Annotated in this window: 16 protein-coding genes; 1 reads left to right on the top strand and 15 read right to left on the bottom strand. The window is 45.5% G+C overall.

Translation table 11 applies throughout. From position 1 onward, the window contains the following. Nucleotides 1-3 precede the first annotated feature (3 nt). The 8 genes from ilvB to KQI22_RS00340 form a co-directional block, all read right to left on the bottom strand. Complete coding sequence (gene ilvB / locus KQI22_RS00375) at nucleotides 4-1,677, bottom strand: biosynthetic-type acetolactate synthase large subunit (RefSeq protein WP_216550345.1); 1,674 nt, start codon at nucleotides 1,675-1,677, stop codon at nucleotides 4-6. A gap of 21 nt (nucleotides 1,678-1,698) precedes the next feature. After that, nucleotides 1,699-3,372, bottom strand: a complete 1,674-nt coding sequence (ilvD, locus tag KQI22_RS00370) for a dihydroxy-acid dehydratase (RefSeq protein ID WP_216550108.1) — start codon at nucleotides 3,370-3,372, stop codon at nucleotides 1,699-1,701. 14 nt (nucleotides 3,373-3,386) lie between these two features. After that, nucleotides 3,387-4,487 (bottom strand): 3-isopropylmalate dehydrogenase, encoded by a 1,101-nt coding sequence (gene leuB / locus KQI22_RS00365; RefSeq protein WP_216550107.1) that lies wholly within the window; start codon nucleotides 4,485-4,487, stop codon nucleotides 3,387-3,389. 157 nt (nucleotides 4,488-4,644) lie between these two features. Further along, nucleotides 4,645-5,952 (bottom strand): ATP-binding protein, encoded by a 1,308-nt coding sequence (locus KQI22_RS00360; RefSeq protein ID WP_216550106.1) that lies wholly within the window; start codon nucleotides 5,950-5,952, stop codon nucleotides 4,645-4,647. Between the two features lie 123 nt (nucleotides 5,953-6,075). After that, the gene (yajC, locus tag KQI22_RS00355; protein WP_216550105.1) at nucleotides 6,076-6,396 is read right to left on the bottom strand and encodes a preprotein translocase subunit YajC; all 321 of its coding nucleotides are present in this window, start codon (nucleotides 6,394-6,396) and stop codon (nucleotides 6,076-6,078) included. A gap of 86 nt (nucleotides 6,397-6,482) precedes the next feature. Beyond that, on the bottom strand, nucleotides 6,483-7,619 hold the full coding sequence (gene tgt / locus KQI22_RS00350; protein ID WP_216550104.1) for a tRNA guanosine(34) transglycosylase Tgt: 1,137 nt from the start codon (nucleotides 7,617-7,619) through the stop codon (nucleotides 6,483-6,485). Nucleotides 7,620-7,673: 54 nt separating this feature from the next. Continuing rightward, nucleotides 7,674-8,447 (bottom strand): exodeoxyribonuclease III, encoded by a 774-nt coding sequence (locus KQI22_RS00345; RefSeq protein ID WP_216550103.1) that lies wholly within the window; start codon nucleotides 8,445-8,447, stop codon nucleotides 7,674-7,676. A 55-nt stretch (nucleotides 8,448-8,502) separates the two neighbouring features. Beyond that, complete coding sequence (locus tag KQI22_RS00340; protein WP_216550102.1) at nucleotides 8,503-9,330, bottom strand: M15 family metallopeptidase; 828 nt, start codon at nucleotides 9,328-9,330, stop codon at nucleotides 8,503-8,505. 138 nt (nucleotides 9,331-9,468) lie between these two features. Here KQI22_RS00340 and aroC point away from each other — a divergent pair, with 138 nt between their 5' ends. Continuing rightward, nucleotides 9,469-10,569, top strand: a complete 1,101-nt coding sequence (aroC, locus tag KQI22_RS00335; RefSeq protein ID WP_216550101.1) for a chorismate synthase — start codon at nucleotides 9,469-9,471, stop codon at nucleotides 10,567-10,569. A gap of 39 nt (nucleotides 10,570-10,608) precedes the next feature. Here the strand turns inward: aroC and KQI22_RS00330 are convergent, their stop codons facing one another. From KQI22_RS00330 to KQI22_RS00300, 7 genes are all read right to left on the bottom strand, one after another. After that, entirely contained in the window at nucleotides 10,609-11,568 is a 960-nt protein-coding gene (locus KQI22_RS00330) for an Rpn family recombination-promoting nuclease/putative transposase (RefSeq protein WP_216550100.1), read from the bottom strand. Nucleotides 11,569-11,800: 232 nt separating this feature from the next. Next, nucleotides 11,801-13,297, bottom strand: coding sequence for a hypothetical protein (locus KQI22_RS00325; protein ID WP_216550099.1), 1,497 nt, complete (start codon nucleotides 13,295-13,297; stop codon nucleotides 11,801-11,803). Between the two features lie 2 nt (nucleotides 13,298-13,299). Continuing rightward, nucleotides 13,300-14,565: an MBOAT family O-acyltransferase gene (locus tag KQI22_RS00320; protein ID WP_216550098.1), complete on the bottom strand. Its 1,266-nt coding sequence runs from the start codon at nucleotides 14,563-14,565 to the stop codon at nucleotides 13,300-13,302. A 215-nt stretch (nucleotides 14,566-14,780) separates the two neighbouring features. Then, nucleotides 14,781-15,986 carry an NADP-dependent isocitrate dehydrogenase gene (locus KQI22_RS00315; protein ID WP_216550097.1) on the bottom strand — a complete coding sequence of 402 codons (1,206 nt, stop codon included), beginning with the start codon at nucleotides 15,984-15,986 and terminating at the stop codon, nucleotides 14,781-14,783. Next, a complete protein-coding gene (locus KQI22_RS00310; protein ID WP_216550096.1) occupies nucleotides 15,979-16,698 on the bottom strand; it encodes a GntR family transcriptional regulator in 720 nt (239 codons plus the stop codon). Before KQI22_RS00310 ends, KQI22_RS00315 begins: the two co-directional genes overlap by 8 nt. A gap of 9 nt (nucleotides 16,699-16,707) precedes the next feature. After that, nucleotides 16,708-18,132 carry a 2-isopropylmalate synthase gene (locus KQI22_RS00305; RefSeq protein WP_216550095.1) on the bottom strand — a complete coding sequence of 475 codons (1,425 nt, stop codon included), beginning with the start codon at nucleotides 18,130-18,132 and terminating at the stop codon, nucleotides 16,708-16,710. An 80-nt stretch (nucleotides 18,133-18,212) separates the two neighbouring features. After that, nucleotides 18,213-19,097 (bottom strand): S8 family serine peptidase, encoded by an 885-nt coding sequence (locus tag KQI22_RS00300; protein WP_216550094.1) that lies wholly within the window; start codon nucleotides 19,095-19,097, stop codon nucleotides 18,213-18,215. Nucleotides 19,098-19,125 lie beyond the last annotated feature (28 nt).

Raw genomic sequence — 19,125 nt, 5'->3', positions numbered from 1 at the left:
AATTTATTTTTCCATATCCTTTTCGTCGAATACTTCATCAATCGGTTTTCCCGCCGGAACCATTGGGAATACTTTATCATCAGGATCGATCACGCACTCGATCAGAACCGGTGCATTTGCTGCGATCGCCTTTTCAATCGTAGGAAGTACTTCTTCTTTCTTGGTTACGCGATATGCCTGACAGCCAAGTGCCTCAGCCACCTTGCAGTAATCTACTTTATCCTTCAGAACGGTCTGGGAATATCTCTGTCCGTAGAACAGCGTCTGCCACTGACGTACCATACCGAGCACGGCATTATTGATCACCACCTGAATGATCGGGATATTGTAACGACTTGCCGTTGCCAGCTCGTTCATATTCATACGGAAGCAGCCGTCACCTGCAATATTGATGCAGATCTTATCCGGACGTCCCATTTTGGCACCGATGCAGGCACCCAAGCCGTAGCCCATTGTACCAAGTCCGCCGGAGCTTAAGAAAGTACGCGGTTTTGTATAATGATAATACTGTGCTGCCCACATCTGATGCTGTCCGACATCTGTGGAAATGATTGCCTCTCCCTTTGTTGCCTGATCGATCTGCTCGATCACGTAAGGACAGGTCAGTACTTCATGATTGTAATCCAGCGGATATTTCTTCTTCAGATCCAATATATGCGCTTTCCACTCCGGATGAGACTTCTGGGAAAGTTTCTGGTTTACTTCTGCCAGTACATCTTTCAGATCACCGACAAGTGAAGCATCCGTTCTGATATTTTTATTGACTTCAGCTGCATCAATATCAATATGTATGATCTTTGCATTTGCTGCAAAGGTCTTCGGATCTCCGATCACACGGTCTGAGAAACGGGCACCAAGTGCTACCAGCAGGTCACACTCGGAAACACCGAGATTGGATGTCTTTGTACCGTGCATACCGATCATACCCGTGTACATATCATCATAGCCGTCAAACGCGCCCTTGCCCATTAATGTATCACATACCGGGCAGTCCAGCTTCCTGGCCAGCTCTCTGACCTGCTCGCTTGCTCCTGACAGAATCACGCCGCCACCGATATACATATACGGCTTTTCTGCCTGCTCCATCAGCTTGACCACTTCGTCCAGCTGCTCTTCCGTATATTTATTCTCATAAACCGGTTTTACTGCCGGCTGATAGGTATATTCACATGTATTTGCCGTAACATCCTTTGTGATATCGACAAGGACAGGACCCGGTCTGCCGCTCTGTGCGATCTGGAACGCTTTACGGATCGTATCTGCCAGCACATTGATATCTTTTACGATATAGCCGTGCTTTGTGATAGGCATTGTCACACCGGCAATATCCACTTCCTGAAAGGAATCCTTTCCAAGTGCCGGTAAATTTACGTTTGCGGTGATCGCAACGATCGGAATACTGTCCATATAGGCAGTCGCGATACCTGTAACGAGATTGGTCGCACCCGGTCCGCTGGTTGCCATACAGACACCGACTTTTCCGGTTGCACGTGCGTAACCATCTGCCGCATGGGCAGCCCCCTGCTCATGCGATGTCAGAATATGATTGATCTCATCTGCGTGTTTATAAAGTGCATCATATACATTTAAGATCGTACCGCCCGGATAACCAAAGACGGTATCAACCCCCTGTTCCTTTAAACATTCAATTACGATTTCTGCCCCTGTTAACTGCATCATCATACCTCCAAGTATCACTTATTTATTCTTTGGTACTTCTAAGATCGCGCCTCTGTTACCGCTTGTTACCATCTCTCTGTATCTGGAAAGATAGCCTGTGGTAACCTTTGGCTCTCTCGGAACCCATTCTTTTCTTCTCTGTTCCATTTCTTCATCGGATACATCCACATCCAGTGTCATGGCAGGAATGTTGATCTTGATGATATCGCCTTCTTTGACAAGTGCGATCGGACCGCCGACAGCAGCTTCCGGTGAAACATGACCGATGGAAGCACCTCTGGAAGCACCGGAGAAACGACCGTCAGTGATCAGTGCAACACTGGAGCCAAGTCCCATACCTGCAATGGCAGAGGTCGGATTCAGCATTTCTCTCATACCCGGACCACCCTTCGGGCCTTCGTAACGGATCACAACGACATCCCCCTTTACGATCTTGCCGCTCTTGATCGCTTCAATTGCATCTTCCTCACAATCAAAGACACGCGCCGGTCCTTCATGTACCATCATTTCATCCACAACAGCGGAACGCTTTACAACACTGCCGTCCGGTGCAAGATTTCCCTTCAGGACTGCAAGACCGCCTGTTTTACTGTATGGGTTGGAAACAGGTCTGATGACCTCTTCATTTTTGTTGACTGCATCCTTGATATTTTCGCCGACTGTCTTTCCTGTGACTGTCATACAATCAAGATTTAAAAGTCCGATATCTGCCAGCTCTTTCATAACTGCGTAAACACCGCCTGCTTCATTCAGATCTTCCATATAAGTAGGCCCTGCCGGTGCAAGGTGGCAGAGGTTCGGCGTCTTTTCACTGATCGGGTTTGCAAAGGAGATATCAAAGTCAAAACCGATCTCATGTGCGATCGCCGGCAGATGCAGCATGGAGTTTGTGGAGCATCCGAGTGCCATATCGACTGTCAGTGCATTTAAGATTGCATCCTTTGTCATAATATCTCTCGGTCTGATATCTTTTTTGAGCATTTCCATAACAGCCATACCAGCATGCTTTGCAAGCTTGATTCTTTCGGAATAAACAGCCGGGATCGTTCCGTTTCCGCGCAGTCCCATACCAAGTGCTTCTGTCAGGCAGTTCATGGAGTTAGCCGTGTACATACCGGAGCAGGAACCGCAGGTCGGGCATACCTTTTCCTCAAATTCTCTAACTTCTTCTTCTGTCATTGTGCCTGCTGCATTTGCGCCGACAGCTTCGAACATGGAAGACAAACTTCTCTTCTGTCCTTTGACATGTCCCGCAAGCATCGGACCGCCTGAAACAAATACGGTCGGTACATTGATCCGGGCAGCAGCCATCAGAAGACCCGGTACGTTTTTATCACAGTTCGGTACCATGACAAGAGCATCAAACTGATGCGCCAGTGCCATACATTCTGTGGAATCTGCGATCAGATCTCTTGTAACGAGCGAATATTTCATACCGATATGTCCCATTGCGATACCATCACAGACTGCGATCGCCGGAAATACGACCGGAACACCGCCTGCTTCCGCTACGCCAAGTTTTACGGCGTTTACGATCTTATCCAGATTCATATGACCCGGAACGATCTCATTGTAAGAGCTTACGATACCAACCATCGGCTTTTTCATTTCTTCTTCGGTAAATCCCAGTGCATTGAACAGACTTCTGTGTGGAGCCTGCTGCATTCCCTTTTTTACATTATCACTTCTCATAGCTTTCTCTCCTTTTATATTCTCTCACAGATCAGGTCGCCCATTTCCTTGGTGCCTACCTGAGTTACCTTCTGCTTACCAGCTTCATCCTGTGGCATGATATCGATCGTACGATAACCGTCCTCCAGTACTTTCTTAACCGCCTTTTCGATCGCAGATGCTTCTTCATCCAGATCAAAGGTATAACGCAGCATCATGGCAGCACTCAGGATCGTAGCGATCGGATTGGCAATGCCTTTTCCTGCGATATCCGGTGCGGAACCGCCGCTCGGCTCGTACAGACCGAATTTTGTATCATTTAAGCTTGCGGAAGAAAGCATTCCGATGGAACCTGTTACCATACTTGCTTCATCCGATAAAATATCACCGAACATATTCTCTGTCAGGATCACATCGAACTGTCCCGGATCTTTGACAAGCTGCATTGCACAGTTGTCGACCAGCATATGTTCAAGAGTTACCTCCGGGTAATCTTTAGCAACCTCTTCCACAACCTTTCTCCAAAGTCTGGAAGAATCGAGTACGTTTGCTTTGTCTACGCTTGTGACTTTTTTGCGTCTCTTCATAGCGATCTCAAAGCCCTTGATGGCAATTCTTCTGATCTCGCTTTCGGAATAAGTCAGGGTGTCGACTGCTTTCAACTCCCCGTTTTCTTCCACGGTCTTGCGTTCTCCGAAATAAAGACCGCCCGTCAGTTCACGCATGATCATCATATCAAAGCCTTTTTCACTGATCTCCTGCTTCAGCGGGCAGGCAGCAGCCAGTTCTTCGTATAAAACAGCCGGGCGCAGATTGGCAAACAGATTCAGTGCCTTTCTGATCTTTAACAGACCTGCTTCCGGTCTCTTGGACGGCTCTAACTTGTACCACGGAGAAGTCTGTGTATTACCGCCGATGGAACCCATCAGTACAGCGTCCGCAGCCTTTGCGGTCGCGATCGCTTCGTCTGTCAGCGGAACACCGTGTACATCGATGGATGCACCACCCATTAAAATATCCTCAAACTGCATTTCATGTCCGTAGACTGCTTCTATCTTCTTTAATACTTTCTTTGCTTCTGTTACGATCTCCGGTCCGATCCCATCGCCCGGAATACATACAATATTTAATTTCATATTGTTTCCTCCAGTTTCTCCATACATTGATTTCTGCCGCTTCTGTATGCGTACATAAACCTATGTTCTATCTTACATGATATCTTTGTATACATCAATCTATTTCATAACAAAAGAGCATAATATAACTATTTGATATAGGCTTCATGCACTCCGGTTATTCTGCCATACCTGCCAGATAGTTGACAAACTGCTGTGCCGTTCTGCCGGAAATACCACCATGGGAAAGCTCCCATTTATTGGCTTCTTTCTTCAGTTCTTCATCGGACATTGTGATGCCCTGCTTTCTTGCCAGTGTGATCACGATCTCCATGAATTCCTTCGGAGTTGGCTTTGTATAACTGATCGTGACACCAAAACGATTGACCAAAGAAAGCTTTTCTTCCATGGTATCACTGCGGTGCATATCCTGCGTATGCTCCATATCATTTCTGTCATTCCAGTTTTCCTTGATCAGATGACGACGGTTGGATGTCGCATAGATCAGGATATTTTCCGGTTTTGTTTCCACGCCGCCTTCAATGACAGCCTTCAGGAATTTGTATTCGATCTCAAATTCTTCAAAAGAAAGATCATCCATATAAATGATAAAACGGTAATTTCTGTTTTTGATCCGGGCGATCACACCGGACAGATCCTTGAACTGGTGCTTGTAGATCTCGATCATACGGAGTCCCTGATCATAGTACTGGTTGACGATCGCCTTGATGCTCGTCGATTTACCGGTTCCGCTGTCACCGAACAGCAGTACATTATTGGCTTTTCTGCCCTGTACAAACGCTTCTGTATTGTCGATCAGCTTCTTTTTCTGGATCTCATAGCCGACAAGATCATCCAGCATGACCTTATCCAGATTGTTGATCGGGTAAAAGTCAGGCTCGCCCTGTCCCTTATCGATCAGACGGAATGCTTTGTTCAGACCGAACATACCGACGCCGTAAGCCTTGTAAAAATCGGTGACCGCATCAAAAAATTCGTTTTCATCCTTTGTCTGCTCCAGCTTTTCACTGAGTGCCTGTACCTTTTCGCTGACATTTTTATTGTACATCAGCTCTTTTTTGCCGATTGCCTTGTAATCGGACAAAATGCTGAAGCACTGGATACCGAGTGCTTCCTCGATCGGTTTAAAATCAAAGAAAAACAGATTGCGGAACACCCGGAAATCGTTCTTTGCAAAAATATTGACACTTCCTTCATTCGCACCGACCTTTTCGCAGGTCAGGCTGAACGGATTTTCATTTGTGATGAGCAGATACGTCAGATAATTATGCCACAGGTTATGGTCAAAGCCGTAATCCGTTGCCACCTCCAAAAGACGCTTGAGCTGCGTATAGATATCCCGGATGAGCTGCGCATTGTCTTCTGTCTTTTCGTCAAATGCGCGGAAGATCTCTCCCAGCTTTACCAGGATCGTATCCTCCTTCATATTACCGTACATGATCAGTTTTGCGATTTCTTTATACATATTTACCTCCACGATATGTCCTGCATCATAAGATACTTATGTAATAGGAACGAAGTTTCCTATTACATAAAAAGGGCAAATAAATGCATCCATTTATCTGCCCTGGGTTCTACTTTTTCGTTTTTATTCTGCGTCAGGCTTTTCTACCTGTACGATTGCTGTCTTATTCATTGGGATACGACAGTTTTTGTTATTACCGAACTCAACGATCACAGTACCCTGGTCATCATTGATATCAATTACCATGCCGTAAAAACCGCTTGTTGTTAAAATGCTGTCGCCGATCGCAAGCTGGGAAAGCATAGCGTTCATTTTCTTCTGTTCCTTCTTCTGCGGACGGATCATTAAGAAATAAATAAAACCAACGATAAATACAAGATATACAACCAGGACTACACCTGACATTGAATTTGATGCTGCTGTTTCAGATAATAAAATACCCATGTTTTTTCCTCCAGATTAAAATGTACATAAAATATGCTAACAGTTATCATACACAAATTAGACGGATCTTGCAAGCCTATTTTTGCCTATTGCTGCTCGCCTGCCGCCATGCTTTCCAGCATTTCTTTCTTATAAGCGGCAAATCTGCCTTCATCGAGTGCATTTCTGATCTCTTCCATCAGATGGTTGTAGAAATACAGATTGTGCAGCACGCAAAGCCGCATGCCCAGCATTTCTTTTGCCTTTAACAGATGGCGGATATAAGCTCTTGAATATCTTCTGCAGGCAGGACACTGACAGCCTTCCTCGATCGGTCTTTCGTCCAGCTCATATTTGGCATTGAACAGATTGATCTTACCGAATTTTGTATACAGATGTCCGTGACGTCCGTTCCGGGAAGGATATACACAGTCAAAGAAATCGATACCGCGCTCTACGCCTTCCAGAATATTTGCCGGTGTTCCGACACCCATCAGATAAGTCGGCTTGTCCTTCGGCAGATAGGGAACTGTTTCCTCTATAATATGATACATTTCTTCATGTGTCTCGCCGACGGCAAGTCCACCGATCGCATAGCCGTCCAGATCCATTTCCGCAATACGCTTTGCATGGTCGATACGGATGTCCTCGTAAACCGCGCCCTGATTGATACCAAACAGAAGCTGATTTTTATTGATCGTACGATCCAGCTGGTTCAGGCGCTGCATTTCTGCCTTGCAGCGGGCAAGCCAGCGTGCTGTACGATCTACGGAATTCTGTACATAGCTGCGGTCAGCCTTGGACGGTGCACATTCATCAAATGCCATGGCGATCGTAGAAGCAAGATTGGACTGGATCTGCATACTTTCTTCCGGTCCCATGAAAATCTTACGTCCGTCAATATGGGAATGGAAATAAACGCCTTCTTCCTTGATCTTACGCAGTCCCGCCAGGGAGAACACCTGAAATCCGCCGGAATCCGTCAGGATCGGTTTGTCCCATACCATGAATTTATGAAGTCCGCCCAGCTTATGCACGATCTCGTCGCCCGGACGCACATGCAGGTGATACGTATTGGAAAGCTGGATCTGCGTTCCGATCTGCTCCAGATCCTCTGTTCCGACCGCTCCCTTGATCGCTGCGATCGTACCGACATTCATAAATACCGGTGTTTGTACCGTTCCGTGAACGGTCTGAAATTCTGCCCGTTTGGCAGCCCCTTCCTGCTTTAAAATCTTATACATCTGTATCTCCTTATTTCCTTGCCATTATAGTCGCTCAGAGTTTATATGATAGCTTTAAACAGCAGCTGTGTCAACTGCATTTAGATCCAGCTCGATCGGACAGTGATCCGATCCCATGACCTGTGTATGGATCGCTGCGCCTGCGAGACGATCCTTCAGATCTTCCGATACTACAAAATAGTCGATACGCCAGCCTGCGTTCTTCTCTCTTGCCTTAAACCGGTATGACCACCAGGAATAAACGCCCTCCGTATCCGGATAAAAATAGCGGTAGGTGTCAATATAGCCGGATGCCAGAACCTTGTCAAAACAGCTTCTTTCCTCATCTGTAAAGCCTGCATTGTGGCGGTTTGTCTTCGGATTTTTCAGATCGATCTCCTGATGTGCCACATTCAGATCGCCGCAGAATATAACGGGTTTTCTGCTTTTCAGTCCGTTGACATAGTCTAAAAATGCCTTTTCCCACGTCATACGATAGGAAAGTCTGGCAAGCTCCTGCTGGGAATTCGGTGTATAGACCGTAACCACATACAGATCTTCATATTCTGCTGTGATCACGCGTCCTTCCCTGTCATGCTCCTCGATCCCGATCCCATATGTTACCTGCAGCGGCTCTTTCTTTGTAAAAAGAGCCGTTCCGGAATATCCCTTCTTTTCCGCATAGTTCCAGTATTGATGATAGCCCGCAAGCGGCAGCTCGATCTGCCCCTCCTGCAGCTTGGATTCCTGAATGCAGAAGACATCCGCATCCGCCTCCCGGAAGAAGTCCATAAATCCTTTGCCCACACAGGCTCGTAATCCGTTTACATTCCATGATATCAGTTTCATATTTCATACTCCATCCAATCATTTCCTTTATTGGATGTTTCCTTTCTTATCTGTCTTATTGTTGTCTGACTCTCTGGACAAATTCTTCGAGCGTCAGATTTTCTTCCATGATGATCGCCGCCGCATCTTTTCCGACATAGCGGAAATGCCACGGTTCAAATTCAATTCCCGTAATTTCTTCTTTTCCCTTTGGATAACGAAGGATAAAGCCATAGTCCTGACAATGCGCTGCCAGCCATTTGCCTGCGGCTGTATCTGCAAAGCCCTCTTCCAGCGCCGTATACGTGTTTGATATGATATCAAGTGCCAGTCCGATCTGGTGCTCACTTGCACCGGGGATTGTGACTGCCTGTGCGGTCTCCTTATACGCTTCCAGAAAAGAAACATTTTTCTTCATATAATTTTTGATCTTACGGTTAAACAGCATGTCCTGTCTGCCCATATCACGGTAAGGCGAACAGACTACCAGCGTAATCCCATCCTTTTTAGCATCCTGCATCATTTCGGTAAGCTCCGGAATAATCCGCTCATCACATTTCATGCTTCCCTTGATCACGCCCAGCTTCACTTCATAATCCTCCGGGATCGGATGCTGCTTATTGACAAGGAGCAGATTCCACGCATTCAGGTCAAAGGACGCTTCCCAGGCTTCTCCTGTTTCCACCTCTACGGTATCTATTGTATTTTCCGATAACGAAAGCCCGTCACCCGCTGACAGTACATCTGCCAAGCTGTAGGTCTGATTAACCGACTGCCCGTCCTCCTGCACCTGATCCATAAAAAAAGCTGCATTGCCCTGATACAGCATACTATTTCCGATCAGAAAGAAAAAGACTGCCGCCACAAGCAGCAAAAGTTTTCTGATCACTGTCGTTTCTTTCATTTTATCACCAGTAATTTTGTATTTTTCACATATTTTATGGTGTAATTATAGCATTTATTTTTTTCATTGTCATTAAAAAGAAACTTCGATATAATGGAAAGGCAGATGATACGAACAAAAGTAGAAAGGATACATATTATGGCTGGTTCAATATTTGGAACGCATTTCAGAATAGAAACATTCGGCGAATCGCATGGAGAAGGGCTCGGCGTTGTGATCGACGGTTGTCCCGCAGGTCTTTCTCTTTGTGCAGAGGATATACAGATTTATTTAAATCGTCGCAAGCCCGGTCAGTCCAAATTCGCTACACCGCGTAAAGAGGCGGATGCGGTTGAGATTCTGTCCGGTGTATTTGAAGGCAAAACAACCGGAACGCCGATCGCACTTCTGGTCAGAAATACATCCCAGCGGTCTTCCGATTATTCCGAGATCGCATCCTATTACAGACCGGGACATGCGGATTTCACCTTTGATGCCAAATACGGCTTCCGCGACTATCGCGGCGGCGGTCGTTCCTCCGGACGTGAAACGATCGGTCGTGTGGCAGCAGGTGCGATCGCCTGTAAATTATTACAGGAGCTTGGCGTTACAGTCTGTGCTTACACAAAAGTGATCGGTCCCGTCGAGGCTTCCATGGAACAGTTTGACCGCGAGGCTATTTTAACGACTTCTACCGCTATGCCTGACCGAAAAGCTTCCCAGGAAGCAGAAGCTTACCTTACAAACTGTATGGAGCAGAAGGATTCCTGTGGTGGTGTGATCGAATGCAGGATAGACGGTGTTCCTGCCGGCATCGGAGAACCTGTCTTTGACAAGCTGGATGCCTCCCTTGCCAAAGCCGTGATGTCGATCGGTGCTGTCAAGGCGTTTGAGATCGGTGATGGCACGAAAGTGGCTCATATGCATGGCAGTGAAAATAATGACAGCTTCTGTATGAAGGATGGCAGGGTTATCAAAGAAACGAATCACAGCGGCGGTATTTTGGGAGGCATTTCCGATGGCAGCCAGATCCTGCTCCGCGCCTATGTGAAGCCGACCCCATCCATCTTCCAGACACAGCACACGGTCAACAAAGCCGGCGAAGAAATTGACATTCAGATCAAAGGGCGCCACGATCCGGTCATCATGCCAAGAGCTGTTGTTGTGGTCGAAGCCATGACCGCTTTGACCGTTTTGGATCTGATGATGGACAATATGACTGCAAGAGTTGACTATCTGAAACAGATTTATACCAAATAAAAAGACCCCTGAGGGGTCTTTTTATTTGCCTTCTGCATTTCAATTTGTTTCTTGATAATCTTCCCTACGGATACCAAGCTGTTTGCACGCCTCTTCTTCCGAGATATGCATAGTCTGTGCAAGTAATTTTACAGAATTTCTCAGCATTTCTCTACTCTTTTTGAGAGCTGCATTGCTCTCTTCCAATTCAATTTTTTGCGCTTCAATTATCGCATCTTTTTCTTTTAACCTTCTCTGAGTTCCTCGTTCATGATTGTAGTAGTCCTGCCTTGCACGGCATTGTTGTTTTACTATTTCATCCTGATTGTAAACATATAATGCCTCAGTGGCTTCCTGTAATTCCTGATTTCTTTCTGCCATCTGTCTCAGCTCCTCCCACGTCTTTGCCTTGAAGATTTTTGTCCAATATACAAGTCCTGATTCTCTGTCTTCTTCTGTTGCCAGTTCTATTTGTGTTAAGTCTACCACATACAGGTTGAATTTTGAAGTATATACATTGTGATTTTTAAGATTCATCATCCGGTATTTAGCAAAAAACTCCGGATACTTTGGGAAAAGCGTGTAGTTTAAAAATCCGATATGATATACCGGTTTGACATTGATGTAATCATCTCCTTTTACAACATTGTCATAACTTCTGGCTAAATAGGATAAAGACCTTTCCGACCAGTCCTTCAGATCCAGTACCTGCATTTCCAAATTGATGATCGTATTGTTATTGAGAAGTACATTGATATCCAGAATAAATGTTTTGTCATCAATCGCTTCCCCAAGCTCGATCGGATTTTGCACAACAAGATCCTGTACTTCCTCTGTTTTCAGTTTCAGACAAGCGCATACAATGGAACGTAATACATTTTTGTGTTTCTGCAATATTACCCGAAACATGTAATCGTTTAAAAATGTGTATGGGATTGTCCCTGTTGCATTTTTCAGATCCTCCGATACCTGCGACATATTCCGCACATCTGAACTAACTGATTTTTCCTTTTGTGACATAAAATGCCCTCCTTATCAATTTATAGTTTCAATAATTGTTGAAAATTCGGGCGAAATGCCCATTGAATACGAGCTAATGCTCTTAGATACTGCCTTCAGGCAGTCTTGAATATGCTTTATGATAACAAACAGAACATGAGAAGTCAAGAATCTACTTCTCAAACAAATCAGAAATGCGCCCATGAAAAAAGACTTCTCTGTTTTACCAAAGAAGTCTTTTCACATCTTCCGTTTATTTCCGCACCGCTTCCAGTTCTCCCGGTGCAAAGGCTGTAAATTCCACGATTTCCGAAAGCACTGGATCATATACAAAGAAATTGATGCCATCCTGATCCAGACAGTAATCATCTTCCCCCATCAGAAGCGATGCATGCAAGCCGTCTTTCTGCAGACTGCTTTGCAGGGTGAAGCTGTGCGGCAGACCCGCAAAGTCTTTTTCAGATGCTTTTGCCGCTGTGCTTGTAATAAGACATCCCTTTTCATAAGGCAACTTATAACTTTCCGTGTTCTCTGTCTGCGTCTGAAATTCCAAAGCCGGTTCATTGCCATTTCGAAGAAGCGCCAGATAGCACCAGTTTCCTCCCATAGTATAGTCCGGATGCAGTCCGAGTACTGCCAGACATTCCTTCTGTTCCTGTGAAATGGAAGTATGATCACTGCTTTTGACAGCCACCATCGTCACGTAATCCTGCCGGGACAAGAGATCCGTATAAGCCTTCATATCATCTGTGCTGATCAGTTCACATTTGGCTTTCTTCCGGTAAAAATAAGCACTGTCCTCTGCCCAGTCCGCAAAAGCCGCGTCCTTTCGTTTGTCTGTGATTTCATACTGCGCTGCCAGATAATCCCCAATGTACCTCGTCACCTTTTCTGCCTGCAGCACATTAATATGTGCTTCTCCGTCAAATACCGTGTTCATATTGACAAAAGGAATCTCCTTCTCTTTGGCATAATCCGAAACGCTGTTGTACAGCTTCTGTCTGTCCGCATTTCCGTTCGGCGTCTTTATGAGAATCAGGTCAACACCTTCCTCATTTGTAAGCTCCACGATCTTATCAAGCCAGATCCTTGCCCTGTCCGGAATAGCTTCTCTTTCTGTCTGCATGACAACCTCATCCGGTGCAGCCTCTCCATATGCATGTCTTACCGTAAACGGCGAATAGCCTCTGTATACATTTCTCTTATGATAAAAGCTGCTCTCTATCTTAGCCTCATCCAAGGTGTTCCATGTATCATGGTATTTTGTCAGCGTCAGGAAAAAGGAATACTGTAATTCCCCGGGTACCCCATCTCGGATCGCCCGCACCTTATTCATGCTCCATGGCAGATCATCGATGTTGATATGATTGACGCCTTCTTCTTCATACTCTGCGCCATATACCGTAAAGACATCCAGCACGATCGCCTTTGGTTTCTGATGCTTCAACGCCTCTTTGATATAATAATATGAGATCCAGAGCGGCTGCTCATTGGCACAGAAATCATAGGAAGTCATACCATATTCCGAAAATAATACCGCCGGTGCAATATCCGCATAAAGCTGGCTGCTTCCCACAAATACAAAATCCAGTGTATCCTCTTTTTCTTCATAAAAGCCTTTCACCTTGGCGGATGCGTCATATTCCTGCACGATACGTTTATCCTTCAGCACTTCCGATGCGACCAGAAACAGCAGGATAAAAAACACAAAAAATAGGAAAAACCGCAATACTATCGTTTTCTTTTTCATGTCTAAAATCCTCCGTAAATAAACTGGACCGCATCATAGCCCGGCCCGTAAATGCCAAAGATCAGAACCGCAAACAAGGCAAGATACAGCACTGCATAACGGAATACGATCCCCTGCTTTGCCAGCCAGCCTCTGATATCCATCTTTGTCTGCATGATGCTGACAACCAATAATGTGGCGATTGCAAAGAACAGGATCCAGACATTTTTCGCATCCAGTCCGAGCAGATAAACAGACTGGTTCCAAAGCACCCATGGATTAAACACAGCCATCTGCCGGATCATCTGCAATGCCTGCGTCACAGAATCCGCCCGGAAAAAGATCCATGCCAGCATAACAAGGAAAAAGGTACAGATCTGTTTCATAAACCGATGTGAAAAACTGCTCCGGTTTGTTTTTGTCAGGCTGACGAGCCCGTCCCGCACCGGCATTAAAAGACTGCCCAGCACCTGATACAGCCCGTGCAGAAGTCCCCAGACAAGGTAAGTCAGTCCCATACCATGCCAGAGCCCACTGACCAGAAAGGTCAACAGAATATTGATATACTTTCTAAGCTTTCCTTTCCTGTTTCCGCCAAGCGGGATATACACATAGTCCCGCAGCCAGGTGCTCAGGGAAATATGCCAGCGATGCCAGAAATCCTGAATGGAGGTTGAAAAATACGGATGATCAAAGTTTTGGGCAAGTGTGATCCCCAGCATCTCGGAAGCCCCTCTGGCAATACAGACACAGCCGTTAAAATCCGTATAAAGCTGGATGCTGTACAGCACACCTGCAAGCAGCATATACACGCCTGCATACGACTGATATTCTCCAAACAGTCTGTCCACAATGACTGCTGCGCGGTCTGCGATCACCAGCTTCTGAAAATAGCCCCAGATCATCAGTTCAAATCCGCCGACAAAGGTTGCATAAGAAAATGCATGCCCGCTGCAAAGCTGTTTTTTGAGCTGGTCAAATCTTGCGATCGGCCCCTGCAGGATCTGTGGGAAATACATGACAAACAGCATATACTGCAGGAAATTCTTTTCCGCCGGATATTTTCCACGGTAGACATCCACCACATAAGCAATGATCTGCAGTGTATAAAAGGAAATTCCCATCGGCAGCAGAAAGGCAAGCCTGCCCAGATGCAGTCTCGTTACCAGAAAACTGCCGCAAGAAGCAAATTTCAAAAGGAACAATAAACCGGCATTACTTCCAATCAGTGCTGCCATCACCACTTTTTTGTGTATACCCCAAGCTGCTTTTCCTGCCTGTTCCTGCATGCACAGCTGCTCCAGCCGTCTTGCAGCCACAAAACTACTTATGATACTAAACAAAATAAAAATACTCAGTTTCACGGAAGCGCACAGATAAAAGAATATGCTACAAAGGAGCAGCCATATCCACTGCCCCTTTTTTGGTATTACATAATATACTGTCACACAGATCATGAAAAAGAGTAAAAACGCTCCTGTTATAAAATCCATCGTCTGCATCCTTATAATGTTTCAAATGTTTTTCTGATTTCCTGAATAAATTCCATACTGTTGCAGACCTGTACATCGGTAAGGCTGGTGATCAGTGCCAGATCCTTTGTCATACGGCCGCTTTCGATCGTCTGGATCGTTGCTTTTTCCAGCTTATCGGCAAACTCTGTAAGCTCCTGATTGCCATCCAGTTCTCCACGCTTTCTGAGTGCGCCTGTCCATGCAAAGATCGTTGCAACAGAGTTTGTGGAAGTCTCTTCGCCCTTTAAATGCTTGTAGTAATGTCTCTGTACGGTTCCGTGGGCTGCTTCATACTCATACACGCCGCTTGGAGATACCAGCACGGACGTCATCATGGCAAGGGAACCAAATGCGGAAGAAACCATATCTGACATAACATCACCATCATAGTTCTTGCATGCCCAGATAAAGCCGCCTTCTGCCTTCATAACACGTGCTACCGCATCATCGATCAGTGTATAGAAGTATGTAATACCTGCCTGCTCAAATTTTTCTTTATATTCTTTGTCATAAATATCCTGGAAGATATCCTTAAAAGTATGATCGTACTTTTTGGAGATCGTATCCTTTGTGGCAAACCAGAGATCCTGCTTTGTGGAAAGCGCATAATTAAAGCATGCTTTTGCAAAGCTTGTGATCGATTTGTCTGTATTGTGCATACCCTGGATCACGCCCGGGCCTTCAAAATTGTGGATCAGCTCTACCTGCTTGCTGCCATCCTCTGCAGTAAAGACAAGCTCTGCTTTTCCTGCGCCCGGTACTTTGATCTCGGCATTTTTATAAACATCACCGTAAGCATGTCTTGCCAGTGTGATCGGCTTTTTCCAGTTTCTGACACATGGCTCGATGCCTTTTACTACAATAGGTGTACGGAAAACAGTTCCGTCCAGTGCTGCACGGATCGTTCCGTTCGGGCTCTTCCACATTTCCTTCAGATTGTATTCTGTCATACGGGCAGCATTTGGTGTGATCGTTGCACATTTGACAGCAACACCGTATTTCTTTGTGGCAAGTGCAGATTCCATTGTTACTTTATCATCTGTTGCATTACGGTGTTCCAGACCAAGATCGTAATACTCTGTTTTCAGATCAATATACGGAAGCAGCAGTTCATCCTTGATCATCTTCCAGAGGATTCTTGTCATTTCATCTCCGTCCATTTCCACAAGCGGTGTTGTCATCTGAATTTTACTCATGTTCCTGTTCTCCTTTTTCTTCATCATTTTCATCAAAAATATCAATAAGACCGTTCTTTACCATATTATCATAGGCATTGATCATGTGTAAATTGGCAAGTCTTTCTGCCTTATCCGCATCATGCGCCTTGATGGCTTCCATGATCTCACGATGCTCCTTGTTGGAAGCCCGTCCTCTCTTTTCACTTGCCAGTGTCATACGGCGGATCCTGTATACATACTGGTGAAAATCACGGAGCAGATGCTCCAGCATTTTACTATCACAGGATTCGTATAAAATCTCATGGAACCGGTTATCCAGCTCTGCCATCTGGTCGGAATGACCTTTGTTTTCATGGAACTCGGAAAGATATACATTTTCTTCCATTTCGTTCAGCTGCTCCGGTGTGATCTTTTCCGTCGCCCATCTGGCACATAAGCCCTCTAACAGGGAACGGATCATATAAATATCGTGCACATCCTTTCTGGTGATCCCCGTTACATAAGTGCCCTTATTGGGGATCATCTTTAAAAGTCCTTCCAGTTCAAGCTGTCTGAATGCTTCTCTGACGGGAGTTCTCGATACACCAAGCTCTGCACCGATCGTTGCCTCTCTGAGTTCTTCATTCTGCTTGTACTTTCCGTTTAAAATATCTTCTCTGATCTTGTGGAATACTCTTCCGCGCAGGGAATATTTATCGGATACTTCCTGCTGCAAATTGTAATCAGACATAACTGCCTCCTACTTGCTGAAAATTGCGTCATAATCCATATGCAGTATCACGCATACTTTTTTAATTTCTCTGATCAGCTCTTCGTCTGTCAGAACCGTTACACGGCCATTCTCATATTCATCATCCACCCATTTTTTCAGTTCATGGATCAGAAGATCACTCTTCTTAAACTGCTTTTCCGGCGGAAGCTTGTAGTAAGAATTGATCCAGTGTGCAATACCTGCAAGACCTGATGTATTGGATACCGCACAAAGAACCGGTCTGTTCAAAAACTTCTCTGTATCAAATATATTATAAATCTCTTCGTTTTTCAACAGCCCATCCGCATGAATACCTGCTCTTGTTACATTAAAATTCTTGCCGACAAACGGTGTTCTCGGTGGAATATGATAGCCGATCTCTTTTTCATAATATTCTGCCAGCTCTGTGATCACAGTCGTATCCATACCATTTAAGCTGCCACGAAGCTGTGCATACTCAAATACCATTGCTTCAAGCGGTGTATTACCCGTTCTTTCTCCGATACCGAACAGAGAAGTATTGACACCGGAACAGCCGTACAGCCATGCGGTCGTGGAATTGACAACCGCCTTGTAAAAATCATTATGGCCGTGCCATTCGATCAGGGAATGCGGAACACCTGCATGCGTATGGATCGCATAAATGATACCCTGTACGCTTCGCGGAATAACAGCACCGGAATAGTTGACGCCGTATCCCATCGTATCGCAGGCTCTGACCTTGATCGGGATCTTGTATTCTTCCATGAGCTTCATCAGCTCCAGGCAGAACGGAACAACATATCCGTAAATATCCGCTCTGGTAATGTCCTCCAGATGGCAGCGTACGCTGATGCCTTCCTCCAGACAGTCACGTACAACGCTCAGATAGTGTTCCATCGCCTGTTTTCTTGTCATTTTTAATTTCAGGAAAATATGATAATCAGAGCAGCTTACCAAAATACCTGTCTCCTTCATACCAATTTCCTTTACCAGCTTGAAATCTTCCTTGCTGGCACGGATCCAGCTCGTTACCTCCGGGAACTGATACCCTCTTTCCATACATTTATACACGGCATCTCTGTCCTTTTTGCTGTATAAAAAGAACTCACTGGCACGGATCATACCGTTCGGTCCGCCGAGTCTGTGCAGATAATCATAGATCGTCACGATCTGTTCGGTCGTATAAGGCGCCCTTGACTGCTGTCCGTCACGGAATGTCGTATCTGTGATCCAGATGTCACGCGGCATATTATGCGGTACAATACGGTCATTAAAAGGAATCTTCGGAATATCGGAATAAGGAAACATATTACGGAACACATTCGGTTTTTCGACATCATCAAGGATGTACATATGCTCCTCAATTTCCAGAAGATTCTTCTTCGGGTTCATGGTCACGGGTCTGTTTTCAAAGGTTTTTTCTTCGTTCATTCGTGCTGCCTCCTATTTTCAGGCTGACACCTCAGCCATACGTGTATAATTGTATACAATCATACAGTGCATGTCAAGGTTTAGGACAGCATTTTTTCAACATCCACCATTCCCGCTCCCTGCATCAGATAGCTTTCGCCCAGATCCGTTGCGGAAACGATCAGCTTGCGCTTCAACTGCATGGCGTTCAAATACGGGTATTTTTCCCAGGCAAGTGCCAGAAGTCCGCTGACGATCGGTGTTGCCATACTCGTACCGCTTCTTGCCACATATTTGCCGTATGCAGCCTGACAGGAAATGATCTGTGTGCCCGGTGCTACAATATCCGGCTTTTTCCATACATTCTCTCCCGGTCCGCGCCCAGAACAGTCCTGACAGCGCAGTCCTCCATTGTCCAGATCTCCGTCATGACAGCCCACACAGATCACATAGGGCGTATCCCCCAGTCTTGATATCGTATTATCTCCCGGGCCCAGATTGCCCGCCGCTGTCACGATCAGTATATTATTTTCATAAGCGTGATGAAACAGGTCGTAGAGTCTCCTTTGTTCTTCCTGTCTGGCAGATACAATACTGCTGACCGATATATTGATGATACGGATATGACAGCTTCCCGCGATCGATAACAGCCATTCCAGCCCACGAAGCAGTGTTTTCAGACTTCCTTCTCCCCTTTTATCCAGTATTTTACCAACATACAGATCACAGTACGGCGCCATGCCTTTATACTTTCCGCGCAGAACACGTCCGTTTCCCGCCAGAATACCGCATACATGTGTGCCATGTCCCGTCTCATCATATGGTAATTGATATTTATTTGTAAAATCACGAAATGCCCTGATTTGATCTTTCAGATCCTCATGTGGAAAAATGCCGGAATCCAAGACTCCGACACCGATATGATAACCGGTCAGTTGTTCCTGTTCTGCCCGGCTGTAATGAATTTGTTTTCTGACCCTGTTCACAAAAAACTCCCGGCTTTTTCTTTTATCA

It is taken from the genome of Kineothrix sp. MSJ-39 (genome assembly GCF_018917935.1).
In the GTDB taxonomy this organism is placed as follows: domain Bacteria; phylum Bacillota; class Clostridia; order Lachnospirales; family Lachnospiraceae; genus CAG-194.
The sequence above is the reverse complement of the archived record's forward strand: the minus strand, read 5'-3'. Positions and strand labels throughout refer to the sequence as shown.

Coding starts and splice junctions, on each gene's coding strand:
- ilvB (WP_216550345.1), bottom strand. CDS start 1,677: ATGCAGTTAACAGGGGCAGAAATCGTAATTGAATGTTTAAAGGAACAG.
- ilvD (WP_216550108.1), bottom strand. CDS start 3,372: ATGAGAAGTGATAATGTAAAAAAGGGAATGCAGCAGGCTCCACACAGA.
- leuB (WP_216550107.1), bottom strand. CDS start 4,487: ATGAAATTAAATATTGTATGTATTCCGGGCGATGGGATCGGACCGGAG.
- KQI22_RS00360 (WP_216550106.1), bottom strand. CDS start 5,952: ATGTATAAAGAAATCGCAAAACTGATCATGTACGGTAATATGAAGGAG.
- yajC (WP_216550105.1), bottom strand. CDS start 6,396: ATGGGTATTTTATTATCTGAAACAGCAGCATCAAATTCAATGTCAGGT.
- tgt (WP_216550104.1), bottom strand. CDS start 7,619: ATGTATAAGATTTTAAAGCAGGAAGGGGCTGCCAAACGGGCAGAATTT.
- KQI22_RS00345 (WP_216550103.1), bottom strand. CDS start 8,447: ATGAAACTGATATCATGGAATGTAAACGGATTACGAGCCTGTGTGGGC.
- KQI22_RS00340 (WP_216550102.1), bottom strand. CDS start 9,330: ATGAAAGAAACGACAGTGATCAGAAAACTTTTGCTGCTTGTGGCGGCA.
- aroC (WP_216550101.1), top strand. CDS start 9,469: ATGGCTGGTTCAATATTTGGAACGCATTTCAGAATAGAAACATTCGGC.
- KQI22_RS00330 (WP_216550100.1), bottom strand. CDS start 11,568: ATGTCACAAAAGGAAAAATCAGTTAGTTCAGATGTGCGGAATATGTCG.
- KQI22_RS00325 (WP_216550099.1), bottom strand. CDS start 13,297: ATGAAAAAGAAAACGATAGTATTGCGGTTTTTCCTATTTTTTGTGTTT.
- KQI22_RS00320 (WP_216550098.1), bottom strand. CDS start 14,565: ATGCAGGAACAGGCAGGAAAAGCAGCTTGGGGTATACACAAAAAAGTG.
- KQI22_RS00315 (WP_216550097.1), bottom strand. CDS start 15,986: ATGAGTAAAATTCAGATGACAACACCGCTTGTGGAAATGGACGGAGAT.
- KQI22_RS00310 (WP_216550096.1), bottom strand. CDS start 16,698: ATGTCTGATTACAATTTGCAGCAGGAAGTATCCGATAAATATTCCCTG.
- KQI22_RS00305 (WP_216550095.1), bottom strand. CDS start 18,132: ATGAACGAAGAAAAAACCTTTGAAAACAGACCCGTGACCATGAACCCG.